The sequence below is a fragment of the Agrobacterium larrymoorei genome, from assembly GCF_030819275.1.
Lineage (GTDB): Bacteria > Pseudomonadota > Alphaproteobacteria > Rhizobiales > Rhizobiaceae > Agrobacterium > Agrobacterium larrymoorei_B.
Genome location: NZ_JAUTBL010000001.1, coordinates 1,400,855 through 1,421,435, shown reverse-complemented (window position 1 = coordinate 1,421,435; position 20,581 = coordinate 1,400,855). Strand labels below are relative to the sequence as shown.

Below are 20,581 nucleotides of genomic sequence, written 5' to 3'. Positions count from 1 at the left end.
GGGCAATGCTTCGCGAACTGGATTATCAAAAGCGTGTTCTGGAGACGCTGGACGCCTATCTCGACATTCTGGGGCAGGAGAAGGCCAGCGCGGATGAGGTGGCCGAGCTTCTGGCCGCCAAGCCTCACCTGAAGATGGCCGCGCCGGACTTTGCAGGCGCCGCGTGGCAAAGACTGAAGGCTGATGGCAAGCTGCCTGCCTCGCGCTCCTCCATTCCTTTCTCTCCTCGCGTCGATGGCATTGGCCGAACTGTGCCGAACGTCGTCTTCAAGATTCCCACGGGCGGCGGCAAGACCTTCCTGGCGGCCAATGCACTTTCCCGGATCTTCGGGCGGTTCCTGAACCGCAATACAGGGTTCGTGCTGTGGATCGTGCCGAACGAGGCGATCTACAGCCAGACCCTGAAGCGGCTGAAGGACCGGCAGGACCCCTATCGTCAGGTTCTCGACCGCGCCGCTGCGGGGCGGGTGAAGATCATGGAGAAGTCCGATCGGCTCGACGCCCGCGATGTCGAAGGCCAGCTTTGCGTGATGCTGTTGATGCTTCAGTCCGCGAACCGCGAGACGAAGGATACGCTGAAGATGTTCCGGGACCGAGGAGACGTTGCGGGATTCACGCCTCCGGAGGGCGACCAGAAGGCGCATGCCGAACTAATCAAGGCGGTTGGCAACCTTGATTGCTATGATGATCTGTTTCCAATGGTGAAGGATTCGCTGGGCAATGCTCTTCGCATCATCCGCCCGGTCGTCGTTCTGGATGAAGGACACAAGGCGGTTTCCGACCTTGCCTTCAAAACTCTCTATGGATTCAACCCGCGCTTCGTTCTGGAACTGACGGCGACACCGCACGACGTGCAGCCGCGTGGCGGGAATGACCCCAGAGAGGGCCGCTATTCGAATGTGCTGGTGGAGGTGACAGGCGTGGAGCTTGATCGGGAAGGCATGATCAAGATGCCTCTCAATCTGATTGCCAAGCAGGGCACGGACTGGAAGAGCACGCTGAACGAATCCCTGAAGCAGCTCAACCTACTCGACGCGAAGGCGGCGCAGTTGCGGGCCGACACCGGACGGTACATTCGTCCCATCATGTTGGTGCAGGTCGAGCGCACGGGCAAAGATCAGCGCAACGCCGAATTCATCCACTCCGATGATGTGAAGGAATGGCTGCTGACGGCAGGATTCGACGAAGCCGAAATCGCCATCAAGACGGCGGAGACGAACGACCTCAATCAGCCGGAGAATCTCGACCTACTGGCACCCACCAACCGGGTGCGCGCCATCATCACCAAGTCGGCCCTTCAGGAAGGCTGGGACTGCCCCTTTGCCTATGTTCTCTGCTCACTGGCGGCGAGTTCCAACCTGAATGCCATGACGCAGCTAGTGGGGCGCATTCTGCGCCAGCCGGCTGCGATGAAAACCGAGATTGCCGAACTGGACGAGTGCTTCGTCGTGACCCATCACGCAGGGACGGGCGACGTCGTGAATGCAATCAAGAAGGCACTGGAAGGCGATGGCCTCGGCGATCTGGTTTTGCGGGTGGTTCAAACCGACGCTACGACGACCGCAAAGGCAAGCCGTACCATTCAACGCCGCAAGGAATTCGCATCCACGGACATTTATCTGCCGCTGGTGCTGCATGTGGATGGTGAGCATGTCCGTCCGCTCGATTACGAGACGGACATTCTCGCCAGCCTGGACTGGCGTGGCTTCGATCCCAAATCTATTGCAGCAGGGATTCCCGACAATGCGCATCGCCCGGAAGGCCAGATACAGCGTATCAGCCTCACCAATACCAGCGAGCATTTCAAGGCTGAACGTGTTGCGGCGGCTGCCGAAAGCTTGATCTTCGATCCAGCCTATGCCGTTCGAATGGTTTCCGATCTCGTGCCCAATCCTTTCGTCGCACGATCCATCGTCGGCAAGCTTCTCGACGCGCTTCATGAGCGTGGCTTCACCGCTGAGAGGATCGGCGAACTGGCCGGGCTGATCGTTGAAGAGATGCGCCGAAAGCTCGACGCCGCGCGCACAGGACTCGCGGAAGGCTTGTTCCGGGAGATGGTCAGGACTGGAAGGATTCAGTTCCGACTTCGTCTCGACAGCAAGAACTGGCGCATGCCTTTTGAATTCGACATTCCTGAGCCTGCGAGCATGCAACACCTTCCCCGCAGTGACGGCAGCCCTCTGGAGAAGAGCCTGTTCTCTCCAGTGTTCGCCAACGAACTGAACGGTGACGAACAACAAGTTGCCGTTTACCTGGACGAAGACAAGGCGCTGAAGTGGTGGCACCGCAACGTCGCCCGCACTCAGTACGGCCTGCAAGGCTGGAAGCGTGGCAAGGTCTATCCGGACTTTGTCTTCGCCGCCAATCGCGACAACGGTGGTGCCCGCATCACCGTGCTGGAGACGAAGGGCGATCAGTTGGACAACAACCTCGACACTGCCTACAAGCGCGAGCTTCTCAGGCTTTTATCGGAGAACTTCGCATGGGACGCGACTGTTCCCGCAGGGCAGCTTCAGCTTGTCCAGAATGACGGCGCGACGGTTGAGTGTACTCTGATCCTCATGAGCGAAAGGAAGGAGAAGCTGCCGGAATATCTCAAGGGCAGCTAGGTCGCATAGTCGCGCCGGATTTGCGCCGGTCCTTCTGCTGCCTCATCCTTTCCTGAAGGATTGGGGAGGTCACGTATGGACAGGGAAGTCAAACAGAGTAAGCGACGGAGAACCTGCGCGGATTGGATTCGCCGCAACGTTGCCAGACGGCACCGCCGCGATCCTGCTTCGAGAACCGTGCTACATCTACTCGCCCTGTTGTCGGGTATGCTGGCCCTGATTCCGGAAAGTCCGGCTTCCGTGTTGCTTGAACGCGGAAATAATTTCCGCCGGGACCGCCGGATTCCTCCCTCCGACTATGAGCTTGGCGCTGACGCATGGGCCCGAGAACGCGGACTTGAGCCGATCTCGTACTCCGTTGATCGGCCACGACCCCGCCCCTCCTGGAATCGTCTGGTGAAGGATCTGAATCGTCGATCCGCGAAAGACCGCGCACGGATCTTGATCGAAGAGCGCGTTCCACCGGAGGCTTTGGAGTGGCTGCGGGAGATGATCAAGATACAGGACTGGATCGCACTACGCATCGTCGGTCATGACCGTTGCGAGGAGGAGATCCGGGAGCGGGCGGCGATTGCGGCCCTGCGGTGGGAGCTTGAGCGTCAGACGAGCGCGGCAACGCCTCCTGCCGTGACGGACGACGCGGGGGCGCCTGCGCCAGCACTGAAGCCGAGGTTTTAGAATTTGATTGTGGCTCATGCGAGCACCGTTGTGAGCAAGCTGAAGGCCCTCTGTAGCGCATCATACTGGCAAGCATATCCGCATCGAAATCCCTCATCCGATCAAGGTCCTTGCAACGGGGTATCGCGCGGGGTACACCACCGGGTATCGCAATTTCCGTAGCGTAGTCGGGCCTTTATCGAACATCTTGGAAATGCGGGTATCGCGCGGCAATCTGGCGGATTGTCCCACCCTCTCCGCCATAACGCTCTATGTCCGAACCGAAGACATAGGTAACAGTTTGTACCTAAAACATAGGTGACAATCCGTGCCGAACGGATTGTCGATGGTTTGCAGCGTTCTCTTTTCCAGCTTGATATATCCTGGAGCATGTCCAATGAAGCGTCTCTTATCTGAGGCGCACGATCATTACCTCAACAGGATAGGGACGTTGGTTGGAGAGCGCAACGGACGCCGTGACCTGTCCGTCAGAGCTTCTAGCCCGTCGTCGTTGTAGCGATTTAATATCTTGAAGCCGGTCTTGCGTGATATGCCGAAGTGCCGACACACATGGCTCATTCCTTCGCCCTCCAGTAATCGGGCGACAAAGCACAGACGTTCCTCCATAACCGAAGTCTCTCTCCACGGCATCAACACCTCCCGCAAAGCGAAAAGTGTTACCCATGCATCCGGTACAAAACGTCACTTATCTCTCAGGTTGGAGATCCTAGTTCAGGAAATAGGACAACCATTGTTACAGCGGCAAAGGCGACGTTTGAGAGCCTTAAGCAACAGTAGACGAGAAGAACCTAAAGTCTATTAGGAACCCTTAATTCTAAGCATCATTATAACTAGAATTATTATATTCAGCTCCACGTTGGTGTTAGCTATATGCCGTTTATATTATTGCCACATGTGTTATCAGACCTAGTCCACGGACTCATTAGTTGAGGCGATCCATATCCTTGTCGCGGCAAGCTTGAGGGCGGCCATGTAATGATCAGCGCGTCGGTCATATCGCGTCGCGAGGCCTCGCATCTGCTTGATACGGTTGAAGAACCGTTCCACGAGATTGCGCTGACGGTAGACCCAGCGGCTGAAGCTGAGTGTCTGCTTTCGATTGGCCTTTGCAGGGATAGTCGCCCAGCATTTGCTTTGCTTGGCGAAGTTTCGAATTGCGTCGGTGTCATATGCCTTGTCGGCGAGGATCGTCGCGCCAGGCCGCAGATCGCTCAACAGCTTTTCAGCCACCGGTGCGTCGGCGGCTTGGCCGGCGGTGAGTTCCAACCGAACCGGTCTACCATCTGCATCGACAAGGGCGTGGATCTTGGTTGTCGGGCCATCGCGTGAACGTCCCATGCAAGGATCGGCAGATCCCCTTTTTAGCGTTGGCACCATGCTGGTGAACGCGTACACAAGAGCTGTCGATCATCACGATGTCTCCATCGTAACGCTTCGAAACGGCGTCCAGAAGACGATCCCAGACGCCCGCCTTGCGCCAGCGGCAGAACCGATTGTAAAGCGTCGTGCGCGGGCCATAAAGCTCCGGCACATCTCGCCAACACGAACCAGTCCTGAAACGCCACAGGATGCCGTTGATCACCCGGCGGTCGTCGACACGCTCAATTCCACGGCTATTGTTCGGCAAAAGAGGTGCAATGATAGCCCATTCTTCGTAGCTCAATTCGTGACGGCGCATGGCAATCTCCTTTCACGGAAATTGAATCATACACCCTCAATAAGATGAACCCCATTTATGGGGACACTGCCTATTAGCCAATGAACATTCGCCCCGCCCTCAGAAGCGATCATTTCCACTGGCTGGCGATGCTCACCAACTCTAGCATAACACTTCACAATTCACTGACCCCATTAATAGTTTTTTTAGGATATATTAGAAATATGCGCTCGACAAATGCACAGCGAGGAAGGTTTTAAGTCTGTGACAACTTTTATTCGCCAAATTCTTCTTATTCTAGGAGAATTAAATGACCTACAGAAGCAAAATATGGATACTTAGCTGCGTGGTTTCGCTGTCATTGTGGTCCATTGGCATCCAAGGCGTCGTAAAGTTGACTCAAGCTAAAGATGTATTAAGTCCCGATTCGCTCAAAACAGCGAGCACTAGGTGACCTATATAACCACTGCACGCGGTTATATATCCCGATTGGAATAATCAAAGTTTGGAGCGTGATTAAAGCAAGGGCATTTTCATCATTGGGGCTCAAGGTGCCTCGAAAATTACTGACAGCAAGAGTACTTTATAAAGCGTGTCGCATTTATTCGGCCTCATAGCATGCGGCCTTGAAGAAATTTCTGCACTCTGTGACGGAGAAAAGGCTGATGATGTCGCCGAGGGCTTGGGTGATTGTATCGAAGCTTCGAACAGCTCGCTTCCGCGGGAGAACCTTGAGTTTCGAGAATGACGACTTCGCCGGGCGACAGTGTCGGGGCGAGTTGTGTCTCGATCCAGGTTTCGAAGGTGCGGCTGTTCGTCGGAGCGTCGACGATACATGGCGCGGTCAGGCCATGGCATCGAGTGCGGCGATGAAGGTCTGCGTCTCCCACTTCCCGAGGGAGCATAAGCGGCAAAGCGACTGCCTTTGATAGACCATCCGGTGCGTCTTGTGAGGCGCGTATTTGTCGAGGTCTCGTTGATAAAGACGAGCCGTGACAGGGCCTTGTTAAATAACCGCTTCCGGCGGCTGATCCACAGGTCACGCGCATTGGCGATCTCCGGCTTGCGCTGCTCGCTTGCCCTGAGGCTTTTTTTATTGCTCAGCCCGAGCCGATGCAGAAACCGCCCGACTGTGGCGCGGTGAACGTCAATGCCGCGCGGCGCGAGCGCAACGCTCCTCCAAAGTCGTTTCGCCATGGGCAGACATCCGCTCGCGAACCCAATCACCATGAGCCAGAAGCTTCACACCACCAAGCGGATGGCCCTGCCTGGCGGGGCTAAGAGAACCGGATGACCGATGCAAGATCATCATATTGTTGACGAACCGAGGCGAAACCCGAAATACCGAGCGGCTTCACGGTTGCTGCGCCCCTCATTCACAAACGCAAGGACACGCTCACGCAACTCAACTCGTTGCGGCGTACCCACGATACTTGTCCTTCCATGGGCATAGTGCATCACAGTTCAGCGCGAACGGGAATCCCGAACCAGTTAGCGGCGACACGCTTGTCTTATGACAATCCTTGCTTCATGTGAGAAAAAGAAGCGCCGGCTCGGGTAGCGGCCCTTGCCGGCGATGGGGGATGGATCGAAGACACGCGGGCCACCATTTTGAATGCCGGGCCGAGCTAAAGTTTGATCACCCCTATCTTTTCCAATCGTCCTGAACGGATAGCTGAGCTTTTAGCTCGGATGACAAGCATGGGAGACGGAAAAGATGACTGAGCTTACCATTGGTGCCGATATCTCGAAAGACCATATCGATCTGTACCGATTGCCAGATGGTGACAGGCTGCGCGTGAGCAACGATGGCAAGGGTTTTGAAGCCATCCTCGGCTGGATCGGCAACACGCCTGTCGCGCGTCTTGTCTATGAACCGACCGGTGGCTATCACAGGGCTTTCGAACACTTCATGCTCACTCGGAAACTGCCCGTTTCCAAGGTCAATCCGCGCCAGGCGCGTCGGTTTGCCGAGGCGATCGGAAACTGGCCAAGACAGATCGTGCGGATGCCCAGATGCTGGCGCAATTCGGCATGCTGCTGAACCCGCGTCTCTTGTCACCGGATGCCATTTCTTTTGCTGAACTCAAGGAGTTGCATGCCGCACGCCTGGCGCTGGTGAAGGACAGAACGGCTGCGAAGAACCGGGGCAGGAACATTACTCAGCCGCTCCTCAAACGGTACAATGCTGCCCGCCTGAAGCAGATCGAAGCGCAGCTCGCCCAGGTAGAGCAGGCCATCACCGACCAGATTGCGATCGACGAAAGCCTCACGGCGCGCTTTAACATCCTGGTTTCCATACCCGGTCTTTCAAAGATCACAGCCTTTACCCTTCTCATCGAAATGCCAGAACTGGGTGAACTCGATGAGAAGGCCGTTGGCAAGCTTGCAGGCCTTGCGCCGAGCGACAGGCAATCCGGGCGATGGACCGGACGCGCCTTCATCGTCGGCGGCCGCGCCATCGTCCGGCAGGCGCTCTATATGCCGGCGCTGGTCGCTACCCGCTTCAATCCGGATCTTAAGGCAAAATACGACGCTTTGCGAAAAGCTGGAAAGCCACCCAAAGTCGCCATCACTGCGATCATGCGAAAGCTCGTAGTCCTCGCAAACGCACTCCTGCGTAAGCAGCAAAAATGGACCCCAAAAACCAATTGATCAAAACGGATACTTTAGGCCTACCTCACGCCGGTTACCTCTCCATATCAAGAAGTCTCCTGAATACGGTTGCGCCAACGGTGCCATAAGAGGAGAACATTAAAGCGAACCTTAACATGGTCGAACACTTCTTATGAAGCCTCGTATCCCATCTACTAGTTTTACGCGATCCGCCGAAGGAGCCCCGCGTAATGGCAGATCCAAGTAAGGCGCTGACAAAATATCAAAAAGAGATTCCAATTCGGAAGCGACATAGATTCCTTGCGCGAACCCGTCGAGGCCTAACAAAGGCTTGATCGGCGCTGCAAAGCGGTCAGTCATCCGATTGGCGCGCAAAAGATCAGCCAGCGGCAGCCTTAAGCTGCCGCGGCATGCATACCGCCCCTCACGGACCGTGTCGTGGCGAATTGCCCCACCATCTGCGCCAGTCTTTCGGTCTCATGCACCAGGGTTTGCGCTGCCGCGGTCGTCTCCTCAACCATCGCCGCGTTCTGCTGGGTCACCTTGTCCATGGCATCGCCAGCCGCGGAGACTTCGCGCAGGCTCACCGCCTGTTCGCGCGCTGCAGTGGCAATCCTGTCGATGATGGCGCTGATGCCACCCACCTGCTCGCAGATATCTTTCAGCGACATCCCCGTTTCGTCGACGAGCTGAACGCCTGTCGTGACCTGGGCTGACGATGTGGAGATCAGAGCCTTGATCTCGCGTGCGGCACCGGCCGATCTCTGCGCCAGTTCGCGCACTTCCTGAGCGACGACAGCAAAACCTTTGCCGGCCTCTCCAGCGCGGGCCGCCTCAACCCCGGCATTCAGCGCCAACAGGTTCGTCTGGAATGCGATTTCGTCAATCACGCCGATGATGTTGCCGATTTTTGCGGAAGATCCCTGAATTTCGCTCATCGCACTGATGGCGCGTTCCACCACACCACCGCCATTTTCCGCATTGGTTTTTGCCAGAGATACGGTCTTTTGGGCATGGCTTGCACCATCAGCTGTTCCGTTGATGCCACTCGCCACTTCACCGAGGGCTGCAACCGTTTCTTCAAGTGACGCGGCCTGCTGCTCCGTGCGGCGGGCAAGATCGTTGGACGCACTTGAGATTTCAAACAGACCCGATTGAATGGTGCCGACGCTTTGAATCACCGCGTCGATTGCCTGCTCAAGGGTGGAAACCGCGCTGTTGAAATGGTCTCTGATCCGATCGTAGCGTGGATCGACTGCGCCGATGCGCGCCGTGAGATCACCCTTGGAAAGCGCATCAAGCCCCGTGGATATCTGGCGAAAGGCATGCTCCATCGCCTGCGCTTCCGTCATGCGTTCAGCCTCGCGTTCACGCTGCATGTGCTCGGCCTGCTGTCTCTCCCGATTGGCTTCGGCCTCGGCATGGATACGGGCACGGTCATTTTGCTGGAACACCTGCAGCGCGCCGATCATCTCGCCGATTTCATTATCGGTCTTGGCAAGCTTCAGCTGGGTGTCGGTCTCTCCCCGTGCAAGCCGTGCCATGGCCTGCGCCACTTGCATCATCGGCCGCGCTACGGAGCGCACCATGAAGAGCGCGATCGCCATCGCCAAGACAAGGCTGAACAGGCCCGCACCCCACATCCATGATGTGCCCTGGCTGCCCTGACGCTCCGATCTCGAGGCAATTTCGCCGGCGATCTTCACGATGCCATCGGTGACGCTTTGCAATGTGGAAACGACCAGCGACGCCTGCTGGTCGGATGTGGTTAGATTGGTCTTCATCGCGTCGAAGGACTGACGGAGTTGCGCGAGATTGGCCGTCACGTCGGTCCCGGAGGTTTTCGATAGCATGGTGCCCAGCGCTTCGGCCTTCTTCAGGCCAGCCGCAATCACCTCCACGGACTCTGGCGACGGCTGGACGCGATAACGTTCGACCTGGGCAAGCGTCTCCTTCAAGACGTTGCTGAAATTGCGCGCCGTGCCGGAAATGATGCGTGCCTTGGAGCGGGCCTTGTCCTTCTCGCTTTTGGCGGCAAGTTCGGTCTCGGCGGATTTGCGCAGCGCTTCGTCGAGCGCCTGGGTGATGGTGGAGATTTTCGAGAACAGCGCAAAGTCCTGCGTCGAGACCAGCGCGGCACCATTGTCTTTGGCAATCGCACTCTCGATATCCGAGAATGTTTCTGCCAGATTGCTGATGATTGGCTGGATGTCCGGTGTCCCACCGAGTTTCACGACTTCAGCCAAACCCGCCTCGGCCCGCGCCATCGGCGCCTTAAGCTGATCGGTCGAAATCTGACCGCCCTGCCCCGAGGCGCGAACCAGCGCAAGCTCGACTGCATTGGTGCCTTCACTGAAGGTGCTGGCGTTCTGAATCAGAATGCGAATGCTGTTGAGTGTCACCAGCGCATTGTTGGAATTGGTCTCCGCCTGGTTAGCGATATCCTGAGACGTTTTTTCCGTCTGCTCGGCGAGCGTCACCATGCTGCCCGCCGCATCGCGCAAAGCCACACCGGCCTTCTGAACAGCATCCTGCGAGGCAGCCAGAGCTTTCACCGCGTCAGCCGTCTTGGCGATGCCGCTGGAAAGCTCAGCCTTTTCGTTCATGGAAAGAGCAAGCATGTTCAGCTTCGATTGCGCCGTATCGAGAGCACCGACAGCCTCGTCAATCCATTTGGGATCCTTGCTGACAAGATACTGGATGATCGCGCCTTCTGCCTTGTTCGCGCCGATCAAAACCTTCGAGGTATCCACTGTCTGGGATACAGCACCCGTCAGGCTTCCCATCCCCCGGATACCCACAACGGCGACCAACACGACAGATATCAGCAGCAACGCCATACCACCCGTCGTCCTGAAACCGATGGACTTCACCTTTTGGGATATTGTCATGCTCTTACTCTCCCCCACAGCGCTTAGCCGCCCAAGCATCGGCAGACCCTAGAGGAAATGGATAAAAAACATCTTAAATACCGAATGCTTGTAAACCAAACTGGAATACATTTATATCGAGCGGTCGCCGCTCCTCCACGCATGATGCCATCGGGCCGCGAGGTCCAGTCCCTGAGTTCTGCACCGGAAATCATGACTTGGTGTCTAGCACATTTCCACGTCTAGGCACCTTCCACCTTCGTCAAGGGACACAGTCCGTTCGCCAAGAGATCGGCTGCCTTGGAACGCAAGGCGAATGCTGACGTTGTGAAGACAATGTCGTGGATGAAGAAGCACTGCTCGACCTTTCGGCAAATCGAAACGAGACGCTTCTTTCGTCCGGCATGCGATCACACTTGATGGATTATCGAATGGACGTCCGCACTCCCTCTGAAGTCGAAAGCCATAGTCTCTCAAAAGATGAGACCGCCAGCAGGCCCGTCCCGCGGCCTATCTCAGATCACGGTATCGTCGGCGATCTAGCGACGCTAGCGCTTATTGCCAAAGACGGTGCGATCGATTTCATGTGTTGGCCAAATTTCGATAGCCCAACCATCTTTGCCGGTCTGCTCGATCCGGACCGAGGTGGTCTCTTTGAAATCCTGCCGGATATTCCCGATGTTCGGATCGTGCAGCATTACCGGCCAGACACCAATGTGCTGGTCACTCGCTGGATGGGCGAGAATGCCAGCGCCGAACTCACGGACTTCATGGCCGTCAGGGAAGACAGTGCCTCAACCTCAACGAAATTGGTGCGGCGACTGAAAGTGACGCGCGGGACGGTCGCGATCACATTACGCTGTGCGCCTCGGTTCGACTATGCAAGGCAGAAGGAAACTGCCGAGATCGATGGGCACACCGCGCTGTGGCGGCCCAAGCACTGCGACGGGATCAGGCTCACGTCCAATCTCGCGCTTCAGCCGCTCGATGGCGACGTGATCTGCAAGGCGAAGCTGACCGCCGGAGAAACAGGCGATTTCGTTCTAACCGGGGCCGACGAAGAGCCAATGGACTTGGCAGACGTCGCAGGGTTTGAGGACGCGACAATCCAGTATTGGCAGGATTGGGCTGCTCAATCGTCCTATCGTGGTCGGTGGCGCGAAATGGTGACCCGCTCTGCCCTGACGCTGAAATTGATGACGTCACGCCGACACGGGTCGATCATCGCCGCCGGAACCTTCGGGCTACCAGAGGCGCCTGGCGGAATTCGAAACTGGGACTACCGCGCCACATGGATCCGCGACGCATCCTTTACGGTCTATGCTTTGATGCGGCTTGGCTATCAGCAGGAGGCGCAAGACTTCACGTCCTGGATCGGCAAACGCGCAATGCGATGCGGTACAAATGGAAAGCTCGACATCATGTATGCCGTCGACGGGAGCACGGTCGCGGATGAGGTGTCTCTCGATCACTTAAGCGGATATGGCGGAGCGCGACCCGTGCGGATCGGAAACGGCGCGGCGAAACAGGTGCAACTCGATATCTATGGCGAGTTGATGGATGCCGTCTATCTCAGCAACAAATATGGCCACGCCATTTCTCATGATGGCTGGAACGGGGTGCGAGACATCATCAACTATGTTTGCGAACATTGGGAGGAGCCTGATGCCGGCATCTGGGAAATGCGGCGCGGTCCCCAGCATTTCCTGCATTCTCGCCTCATGTGCTGGGTGGCAGTCGACCGCGCTATTCGCCTGGCGAGCAAGCGATCGCTCGCGGCACCCTTCAGCCGGTGGATCGATGTTAGAAACAATATCTGTGAGGACATCTGGGCAAACTTCTGGAACGAGGAAAAAGGACACTTCGTCCAGACCAAGGGTGGCGACACCCTAGACGCTTCGCTGCTGCTGATGCCGCTTGTGAGGTTCGTAAGCGCCACGGATCCGCGCTGGTTGGCAACTCTGGACGCGATCGGTGACACGCTTGCCGATGACGGCCTTGTTCATCGCTATAAGAGCGAAGATGGGTTGAGCGGTCAGGAAGGGTCGTTCTCTGCCTGCTCGTTCTGGTATGCCGAATGCCTTGCAAGGGCCGGTGATTTGAAGAAAGCGCGTGCGACCTTCGAAGCACTGTTGAATTATGCCAACCACCTGGGCCTCTACGCAGAAGAGTTCGATCACCGTGGTGAATTGCTCGGAAACTTCCCGCAGGCGTTTACGCATCTGGCCATGATTAGCGCAGCCTTTTACCTAGACAGAGAGCTTGACGGCAAAAGCCCTCAGCAATGGCGTCCTTGACATCACGTATGACGAGAACCGTGGTTCTCCGATCGTCAGCCGCGCGGAACACCGCAGGCTGAGCACAAGATTTAAGCACAAATAAATACCGCGTTTTCTTTAAGCGCCACCCGCTTGCGCCTCGCATAACTTCGTGCTTGTATAGACAACCAAGGAGACCGGATCGCTGGCGACATCCGGGACAGAAAAGGGAACGCGCCTATGATTACATTCGATCATGTCAGTAAGCACTATCGAGGGCCGACCACGGCTGTCGACAATCTGTCGCTGACGGCTCCAAGCGGGAAGCTGACCATCTTCGTTGGACCATCGGGCTGTGGCAAGACGACGTCGCTGCGTATGGTCAACCGGCTGATCACACCCTCCTCGGGCAGAATTCTTCTCGATGGCGAACCGACGGACGCCATGGATGTGGCGCTTCTGCGCCGTAAGATCGGTTACGTCATTCAAAATGCCGGTCTCTTTCCTCATCGCACCGTCGTGCAGAACATTGCAACGACCGCGCGGCTGAACGGAACGCCCAAGGAGCAAGCGCTTCGTACTGCTCATGATCTTCTGGAGCGGATCGGCCTCTCCTCCGCTTTCGCCAATCGCTATCCCTGGCAGCTTTCCGGTGGCCAGCAGCAGCGCGTCGGCGTTGCTCGCGCGCTCGCCTCCGACCCCAAATTCATGCTGATGGACGAGCCTTTCAGCGCCGTCGACCCAGTGGTCCGTGCCCAGTTGCAGGACGAGTTCCTCCGCCTCCAGCGCGAAATCGGCAAGACCATCATCATGGTCACGCATGACATCGACGAGGCTCTGAAGCTTGGAGATCAGGTCGCGGTTCTGCGCACTGGCGGAACGCTGGCGCAGATCGCCACGCCCCAGGAATTACTGGCAAGACCGGCCGACGACTTCGTCGCCGATTTCATCGGTCGTGACCGGGGTTATCGCATCCTGGGTTTCGCCGACTTCAATGATGATGGCGTGCAACTTGGCCATGAACCGACAGCCGCGCTCGGTGCCACACCGGAATCCCTTCGCCAGATTGCGACCGACAGATGGGTGCTCGTCGCCGACGCCGAGAACCGCCCGCTGGGTTGGGCCGATGTGGAAAGCATCAAGGCGCCCTTGAGAGAGGGCGATCTCAATCTCAGCGGTACGCTTGCCGTCGAAGGCAGCAGCCTGCGCAACGTTCTTGACGCCGCCCTCAGTTCACCGTCGGGCCGAGGCGTGATCGTCGGACCATCAGGCACATTGGCGGGCACGGTCACCCTGCCGCATGTGGTCGCTGCGATCGAGGCGGCCCGCACCGGTCGCGCGAGGGCGCAAGCATGAGGTTCGATTGGCTGTACCGCGAGTCCGGCCGTATCGCCGAACTCTTCCTCTGGCACCTTTGGCTTTCGGTCATCCCGGTGGTTATCGGCCTCGTCCTCGCACTGCCGCTTGGCTGGCTTGCGCACCGGGCCGGCTTCTTTCGCTCCACCATGCTGGGCGCTGCCGGATTGCTTTACACCATTCCGTCGCTTGCCCTCTTCGTTCTGCTCCCGCTCGTTCTCGGCACACGCATTCTCGATCCGCTCAACGTGGTTGTCGCGCTGACGATCTATGCGCTGGCGCTTCTCATCCGCACGGTCACCGACGGCCTCGATTCCGTACAGCCCGATGTCATTCAAGCTGCCAATTCCATGGGCTATCGCACATTGCCGCGGCTTCTTTTCGTCGAGCTTCCGCTTGCCGTGCCGGTGATTGCGGCGGGCCTGCGTGTGGCCGTGGTGTCCAATGTCAGTATCGTCTCGGTTGCGGCACTCGTGGGTACCCCTCAGCTTGGCCTTTTATTCACGCAAGGACTTCAACTACGCTTCCTGACGCCGATCATCGCCGGTATCGTTCTGTGCGTGCTGCTGGCTGCTCTGCTCGACGGGATCGTGCTCTTTGCCACAAAGCGCCTGACACCATGGCAGCCCGGGAGTGCAGAACGATGATCGCGTGGTTTTCCGATCCTGCCCACTGGACGGGCACCGACGGCGTCTTCGCACTCGTCATCCAGCATCTGATCTATAGCGGCGTTGCCCTCTTCTTCTCCTGCCTGATCGGCCTGCCGATCGGTCTTTATGTCGGGCATACCGGCCGAGGCGTGGTCGTCATTGCCGGCCTAGCCAACGCTTTGCGAGCGCTGCCGAGCCTCGGTCTGATCGTGCTGCTCGTCATTCTCTTCGGTCCGGTCTTTGCCTCCGACATGGCGTTCATCGTGCCAAGCATCATCGTTCTCGTGCTGCTGGCCGTGCCGCCCATCATGAGCGCGACCTATGCCGGCGTTGCGGCAGTGGATTCGGCAGCGGTGGATGCAGCGCGCGGCATGGGCAAGCGCCCCCTCGATATTCTCTTCGATGTCGAACTTCCTTGCGCTCTGCCACTGATCTTCTCCGGGCTTCGGAGCGCGACATTGCAGATCATCTCGACGGCAACCATTGCGGCTTACGTATCGCTTGGCGGACTGGGGCGCCTCATCATCGATGGACGCGCCCAGAACGACTACTATGAGATGGCAGCCGGCGCCGTTCTGGTCGGTGTGCTTGCCCTTATGGTCGATCTGGTGATCGGCATCATATCGAGGCTCACGGTATCACCAGGACTAACCCGCCGCGCATAGGGCGGGCATCAACCAAAACCGCATTTTCATTCTGAAGACGTTGAAACAAAAGGAGTAGCTTGCATGGCATTCAGTATCTTAAAGGCCGCCGGCGCATTCGCGCTGATCGCGCTTTCTGCCACCACGACGCTTGCCCAGACCGATCCCCTCGGGAAGGCTCCGGCTCAGCGCTCGGATACGTCCACCATCATCGTCGGCTCGGCCGACTTCCCCGAAAGCCAGCTTCTGGCCACCATCTATGCCAAGGCTCTCGCCGCCAAGGGCATCAAGACGGAGACGAAGCTCAGCATCGGCAGCCGCGAAGTCTATATGCCGGCGCTTCTCGATGGCTCGATTGATCTCCTGCCGGAATATGCCGGCGCGACATTGAGCTATCTCGACAAGAACGCCACCGCCCATTCGCCCGCGGACGTCGCTGCAGCACTGACAAAGGCGCTGCCAGAGGGTGTCGTTATGCTGACGCCATCCGCGGCTCAGGATTCCGATGGTGTGGCGGTCACGCGTGCCACTGCTGAGAAATACAAGCTGAAGACCATTGCCGATCTCAAGCCCGTCGCATCCGAACTGGTGCTCGGCGGCCCGCCGGAATGGAAGACCCGCAAGGAAGGCATCATCGGCCTGAAGGAACTCTATGGCCTTGAATTCAAGTCGTTCAAGTCTCTCGATGTCGGTGGCCCACTGACCCTGTCGGCACTGCTGAACAATCAGGTTCAGGCGGCTAACCTCTTCTCGACGGACCCGGCAATCGCCGCCAACGACCTGATCATTCTGGAAGACGTCAAGAATCTGTTCCCGGCACAGAATATCGTGCCGGTCATGGCAAAGGCCAAGGTCAATGACACGGTGACAAAGACGCTGGATGCGGTTTCCGCTGCTCTGACGACCAATGACCTGATCGTCATGAACGGCCGTCTTGCCAACCATGACAGCTTCGATGTGGTTGCCGACGAGTGGCTGACGGCGCACAAGTTGAACTGAATGCTGTTTGCGGGTATGGCACGCACCATACCCGCACACGCGCCCCCGACGCGTCAGATGCCGAACCTGCGTCGTTCGCCTTTTGGAGCCTCATGCAACCGGTAGAAAAACAGGTCGACAAGCGACATGACGAGCAGGCTTCCGACAAGCCGCTCTATGTCACGCTCAAGGATTATGTTCGAAGCCGCGTCGAAACCGGCGAGTGGGCCGTCGGCCATCGCGTTCCTTCCGAAAATGAACTGGTCGAATTGCTCGGCGTTAGCCGCATGACGGCCAATCGCGCACTGCGCGAACTGGCCGATGAAGGCTTCGTCGTTCGCGTACAGGGCAAGGGGTCTTTCGTTGCCAGCAAGAAGCGAACATCGCAGTTTCAGAGCGTCCCCAATATTGCCGACGAAATCACTCGCAATGGTGGCGTCCATACAGCCAATGTCATTATGCTTCGAATGGAAAGCTGCGAGGCCGAATTGGCAGAGGCCCTTTCGATCGAGATCGGCAGCCCAGTCTCCCATTCGATCATAGTGCATGCGGAAGATTCAGTGCCGATGCAGATCGAGGATCGTTTCGTCAACCACGCCATCGTTCCGCACTATATCGATCAGAACTTCGCCAAGACGACGCCGAACGGATATTTGACAGCCATTGCCCCGATCGTCAGGGCCGAGCAGCATATCGAGGCGGTGACGGCGCAAGCATGGGAATGCAAGTTGCTTCAGATCTCCAAGACTGAGCCATGCCTTCTCGTGCGCCGACGCACATGGTCTGAAGCTGGCGTGATCTCCTCGGTCCGGCTGCTTTATCCCGGCAGCCGCTATCGTCTCTACAGCGCCTAACCCAAAATTTGGGAGCGACACTGTCCTAGCCCTGGACATGCGCTCTCTTCCAACGACTATCAGGAATATCGAATGACCGTGTTGCTCGATGACAGGCTGACTTGGCAGGACGTGGCAAAGGTCGGGCAAGGGGCGACGCTTGCGCTCTCGGACGCCGCAATTCAGCGCATCGAGAACGCTCAACGGATCGTGGAAAGCATCGTCGAGCGTGGCATCCGAGCCTACGGCATCAATACCGGCGTCGGCGCCTTATCTGACACAGTGGTCGATCGGGCCGCGCAGGGCAAGCTTTCACGCAGCATTATCTTGAGCCACGCCTGCGGCGTCGGTCCGCTTCTTCCGCCCCGCGAGGTGCGCGCCATCATCGCCGCGCAGATCGCTAACTTCGCTCATGGGTATTCCGGCGTGAGCCGGGATATCGTCCACTATCTCACAACCTTTCTCGAGCGTGACTGCATCCCCGATGTCCCTTCCCGTGGTTCAGCGGGCTATCTGATTCATAACGCGCATACGGCGCTGGTTCTCATTGGGGAAGGTTCTGCCCATATCGGTGGGCGTGCCTTGAGCGGGCGTGAGGCCTTGGCGGAGCTCGGACTTGAGCCGCTGGTTCTCGGCGCCAAGGAGGGATTGAGCCTCGTCAACGGCACTGCTTGCGCCACGGGTCTTTCCAGCATCGCGCTGGAGCGGGCCGCGCAATTGCTCGACTGGGCCGACGCGATTGCCGCAATGACGCTGGAAGCCGCCGGTTGCCAGATGCCAGCCTTTAGCGAAGTGGTGCTGTCTTTGCGGGTCTCCAATGGGATTGCCAAGGTGGGTGCGGCGCTGCGGGGACGTCTTGCCGGCAGCGGGCTGATCGAAGCTGCTAAAGGCCGGCGGACGCAAGATGCGCTCAGCCTGCGCTCTATCCCCCATGCCCATGGCGCCGCGCGTGATTTATTCGAAAACTGCGCAGCCATTATTGACCGTGAACTGGCATCGGTCACCGACAATCCGGCGGTTGCCGGCACGCCGGAAGAGCCGCTTGTCTGGTCGGAAGCGCATGCGGTGGCACCGGCACTTGGTCAGGCCGCCGACGCCCTTGCCATTGCCATGGCGCAAATCGCGGCCATGAGCGAGCGGCGGATCGATCGCCTGGTCAACCCGCTGGTGAGCGGCCTCCCGCCCTTCCTCGCCTCCGACCCAGGCAGCCATTCCGGCTTCATGATCGCGCAGTATACGGCAGCGGCGCTTGCGAACGAGAACCGCAGGCTTGCAGCCCCTGCCTCCACCGATGGAGGCCTGACGTCTGCGCTGCAGGAAGATTTCCTGGCACACCCCACCGCTGCCGCCAATAAGCTCTTCGCCGTTATCGACAACGCCGAATACATCCTCGCGATCGAGTGGTTGGCCGCCACGCAGGCCCATGATTTTCTGGAAACCGTGGCGCGCAGAGCACCGGGTACGGACGCTCTCTACAGCCTGCTCCGGTCGCACGTCCGCCACTATTCGGACGATCGACCGATCTCCTCAGACATGGAGAAGACCAGGGAACTCCTGTCCAAGACCCTGCCTCCCGATAACTCCTTCTAAGGTCGCGCCGCGCCTACATCAGGAAATCGAGATGGATGTTTCTGGCGCGGATGAAGGGCAGGCCCTTGCGCCGCCCCGTCCAGCCGACAACATGCAGATCCTTGGCCGCAGGCTCATAGCGCTCAGCCAGCATCCACGACCGGCAGTCGATCGCTGCAAAGTCTGCCGCTCCCCGCGCGACAGCCGTCACCGACGCTCGATGTGCCCCGGTCTCCACCAATTCGGAAAATAGCCCGAGGCCTTCACCCATGGCCTCCAGATCGCGCTTCAAGGCCAGATGACCGGACATCGAACGATGCTCGTTAAAGGCAAGTTTTCGTCCCCGAAATAACGAGATCGGCAAGATCGGTTCACCGGTTTCGGGCGCCATCACACTGGCACCCTCGCCTCTACGACCAATAATGGCGCTCGAATAATATATCCCCAATCCCCCTGCCACATCCTCATACTGGCTTTGTCCGATGACCTGGACATGATTCTGCAAGCCAAGTTCCATCGGCCCCCAACAGGTGGCAGCAATGAGAAGAGCCGGATGGCGCCAAAGGACATCGAGATCGAGCGCGTCCGCATCGAGCGTCGAGGGGTCCGGCGCGATGACCGAACCATCCTCGCCGCGAATGCCACCCGGAACCGGCGGCATGTCAGCGTTGCATCGAACGAGGCTCTCAGGCGCATCGATGCCATTTGCGATGAAGCGAGCGCGCATCGTCTCCCAGATACGATCCACATCGGATCGCAGTTCCGGCCAGTCATACATCGGCAGAGCGGCGATCCACCTCATGCCGGCAGATTCGGAATAGAAGCCCCACCTGACGCTTGATAGCTCGCGACCTCTTGCTGGTCGTTCACAACGATGTCGTTCGCAATGACCGGTTCCTCCCGTCGCCAGGCAGGATGCACCACCGGCTCCTTCGCTTTGAAAGCGAATGCACGGAAAACCTCGAAGTAGTTGGCGAAGACATAACCCTCGTTCATCCTTTGCCACTCTGCGCGCCCAGCGCGATAAAGCGACGGCAGCTTGTACCATGCCACGGTGGGCAGTTTGTGATGGACGAAGTGCAGGTTGTTATAGAGAAACAGCGGTGCCAAAAGCGAGTTCTCGACGATGATCGTGCGCCCATCCGGCTGCTCTGCCCACTGATGCTCACAATAGGAACGGATGGCGATGATGGAAACACCGAGATAGGCGGAAACTCCAATGTAGAGCCAGACGGGAATACCGAACAGGTGTGACACCACAAGCAAAGTCGGGATGAGCCCGGCGAGGTGGAGGATCCACGCCATGGTGACCTTACGGTCTCCCTTGAAAATCTTACGCCATTCGGAAGCGGTAAACCCTACCACCATCAGCGGCGGACCGATCAGCACACGGCCGACCAACGTATTGTTCCAGGCAAGCAGGCGTTTCAGAAACGCTGGCATCGTCTCCCAATCGCTCATGGCGCGATAATAGCTTTCAGGATCATCGAAGGGATCGGTAAGACGCTCATCCGCATGGTGCTGAAGATGGGTCCGCTTGTAACTGCGGTAGGGGTAAAAGACGCCAAGCGGTGCGAAGACCAACGCCTCGTTTATCCTTGCGCTTCTTGTTGGATGACCGTGCAGAACCTCATGCTGAAGCGAAGAATGAAGCGCAACCGCCACTCCCATCAGCACGAGCGCGACGATTGGATAGCTCGGATAAAGACCACAGCCTGCCGCTCCCCAGAGGCCGTAGCACGCCAGCAGTAAAGCGACGGTCGGCCACTCTATTTTAAGAGCCCTTGGTCGGCGTTGATGGAACCCTTGGTTTTGCCTTTCAGATAAAGTCTCGCTCATCATATCCCCTGATGCGTTGCCCCG

General features: G+C 58.0%; 14 protein-coding genes and 2 pseudogenes. 11 read left to right on the top strand and 5 right to left on the bottom strand.

All coding sequences use genetic code 11. From position 1 onward, the window contains the following. Positions 1-5 precede the first annotated feature (5 nt). Both QE408_RS06500 and QE408_RS06495 read left to right on the top strand, forming a co-directional pair. Positions 6-2,609 carry a DEAD/DEAH box helicase gene (locus QE408_RS06500; protein ID WP_306929515.1) on the top strand — a complete coding sequence of 868 codons (2,604 nt, stop codon included), beginning with the start codon at positions 6-8 and terminating at the stop codon, positions 2,607-2,609. 396 nt (positions 2,610-3,005) lie between these two features. After that, complete coding sequence (locus tag QE408_RS06495) at positions 3,006-3,287, top strand: hypothetical protein (RefSeq protein WP_306929514.1); 282 nt, start codon at positions 3,006-3,008, stop codon at positions 3,285-3,287. Between the two features lie 391 nt (positions 3,288-3,678). On the opposite strand, the pseudogene QE408_RS22960 reads toward QE408_RS06495, so the two are convergent. After that, positions 3,679-3,917, bottom strand: a pseudogene (locus QE408_RS22960) (helix-turn-helix domain-containing protein); the annotation flags it as partial. Positions 3,918-4,193: 276 nt separating this feature from the next. Beyond that, a protein-coding gene (locus QE408_RS06485) for an IS5 family transposase (protein WP_306930234.1) occupies positions 4,194-4,971 on the bottom strand; the annotation gives its coding sequence in 2 pieces (ribosomal slippage) (positions 4,194-4,641 and positions 4,640-4,971; 780 coding nt in all). Positions 4,972-5,675: 704 nt separating this feature from the next. On the opposite strand from QE408_RS06485, the gene QE408_RS06480 reads away from it, so the two are divergent. Next, positions 5,676-5,873 carry a hypothetical protein gene (locus QE408_RS06480; RefSeq protein ID WP_306929512.1) on the top strand — a complete coding sequence of 66 codons (198 nt, stop codon included), beginning with the start codon at positions 5,676-5,678 and terminating at the stop codon, positions 5,871-5,873. Between the two features lie 788 nt (positions 5,874-6,661). Beyond that, positions 6,662-7,599 (top strand): annotated as a pseudogene (locus QE408_RS06475) (IS110 family transposase). A gap of 356 nt (positions 7,600-7,955) precedes the next feature. On the opposite strand, the gene QE408_RS06470 reads toward QE408_RS06475, so the two are convergent. Then, the gene (locus QE408_RS06470; RefSeq protein ID WP_306929510.1) at positions 7,956-10,451 is read right to left on the bottom strand and encodes a methyl-accepting chemotaxis protein; all 2,496 of its coding nucleotides are present in this window, start codon (positions 10,449-10,451) and stop codon (positions 7,956-7,958) included. A gap of 320 nt (positions 10,452-10,771) precedes the next feature. Here QE408_RS06470 and QE408_RS06465 point away from each other — a divergent pair, with 320 nt between their 5' ends. The 7 genes from QE408_RS06465 to QE408_RS06435 all read left to right on the top strand — a co-directional run bounded on the left by QE408_RS06465 (position 10,772) and on the right by QE408_RS06435 (position 18,739). Continuing rightward, positions 10,772-12,727: a glycoside hydrolase family 15 protein gene (locus QE408_RS06465; RefSeq protein WP_306929508.1), complete on the top strand. Its 1,956-nt coding sequence runs from the start codon at positions 10,772-10,774 to the stop codon at positions 12,725-12,727. Positions 12,728-12,928: 201 nt separating this feature from the next. Then, positions 12,929-14,044, top strand: coding sequence for an ABC transporter ATP-binding protein (locus tag QE408_RS06460; RefSeq protein WP_306929506.1), 1,116 nt, complete (start codon positions 12,929-12,931; stop codon positions 14,042-14,044). Continuing rightward, a complete protein-coding gene (locus QE408_RS06455; RefSeq protein ID WP_306929504.1) occupies positions 14,041-14,691 on the top strand; it encodes an ABC transporter permease in 651 nt (216 codons plus the stop codon). The genes QE408_RS06460 and QE408_RS06455 overlap by 4 nt, the downstream gene beginning before the upstream one ends. Then, complete coding sequence (locus tag QE408_RS06450) at positions 14,688-15,359, top strand: ABC transporter permease (RefSeq protein ID WP_306929502.1); 672 nt, start codon at positions 14,688-14,690, stop codon at positions 15,357-15,359. The genes QE408_RS06455 and QE408_RS06450 overlap by 4 nt, the downstream gene beginning before the upstream one ends. 63 nt (positions 15,360-15,422) lie before the next feature. Beyond that, complete coding sequence (locus QE408_RS06445; protein ID WP_306929501.1) at positions 15,423-16,337, top strand: ABC transporter substrate-binding protein; 915 nt, start codon at positions 15,423-15,425, stop codon at positions 16,335-16,337. Between the two features lie 92 nt (positions 16,338-16,429). Beyond that, complete coding sequence (gene hutC / locus QE408_RS06440; protein WP_306929499.1) at positions 16,430-17,170, top strand: histidine utilization repressor; 741 nt, start codon at positions 16,430-16,432, stop codon at positions 17,168-17,170. Between the two features lie 72 nt (positions 17,171-17,242). Beyond that, on the top strand, positions 17,243-18,739 hold the full coding sequence (locus tag QE408_RS06435; protein ID WP_306929497.1) for an HAL/PAL/TAL family ammonia-lyase: 1,497 nt from the start codon (positions 17,243-17,245) through the stop codon (positions 18,737-18,739). Positions 18,740-18,752: 13 nt separating this feature from the next. Here the strand turns inward: QE408_RS06435 and QE408_RS06430 are convergent, their stop codons facing one another. Then, positions 18,753-19,520 (bottom strand): phosphate/phosphite/phosphonate ABC transporter substrate-binding protein, encoded by a 768-nt coding sequence (locus QE408_RS06430; protein ID WP_306929495.1) that lies wholly within the window; start codon positions 19,518-19,520, stop codon positions 18,753-18,755. Then, entirely contained in the window at positions 19,517-20,557 is a 1,041-nt protein-coding gene (locus QE408_RS06425) for a fatty acid desaturase (RefSeq protein WP_306929493.1), read from the bottom strand. The genes QE408_RS06430 and QE408_RS06425 overlap by 4 nt, the downstream gene beginning before the upstream one ends. Positions 20,558-20,581: the final 24 nt, after the last annotated feature.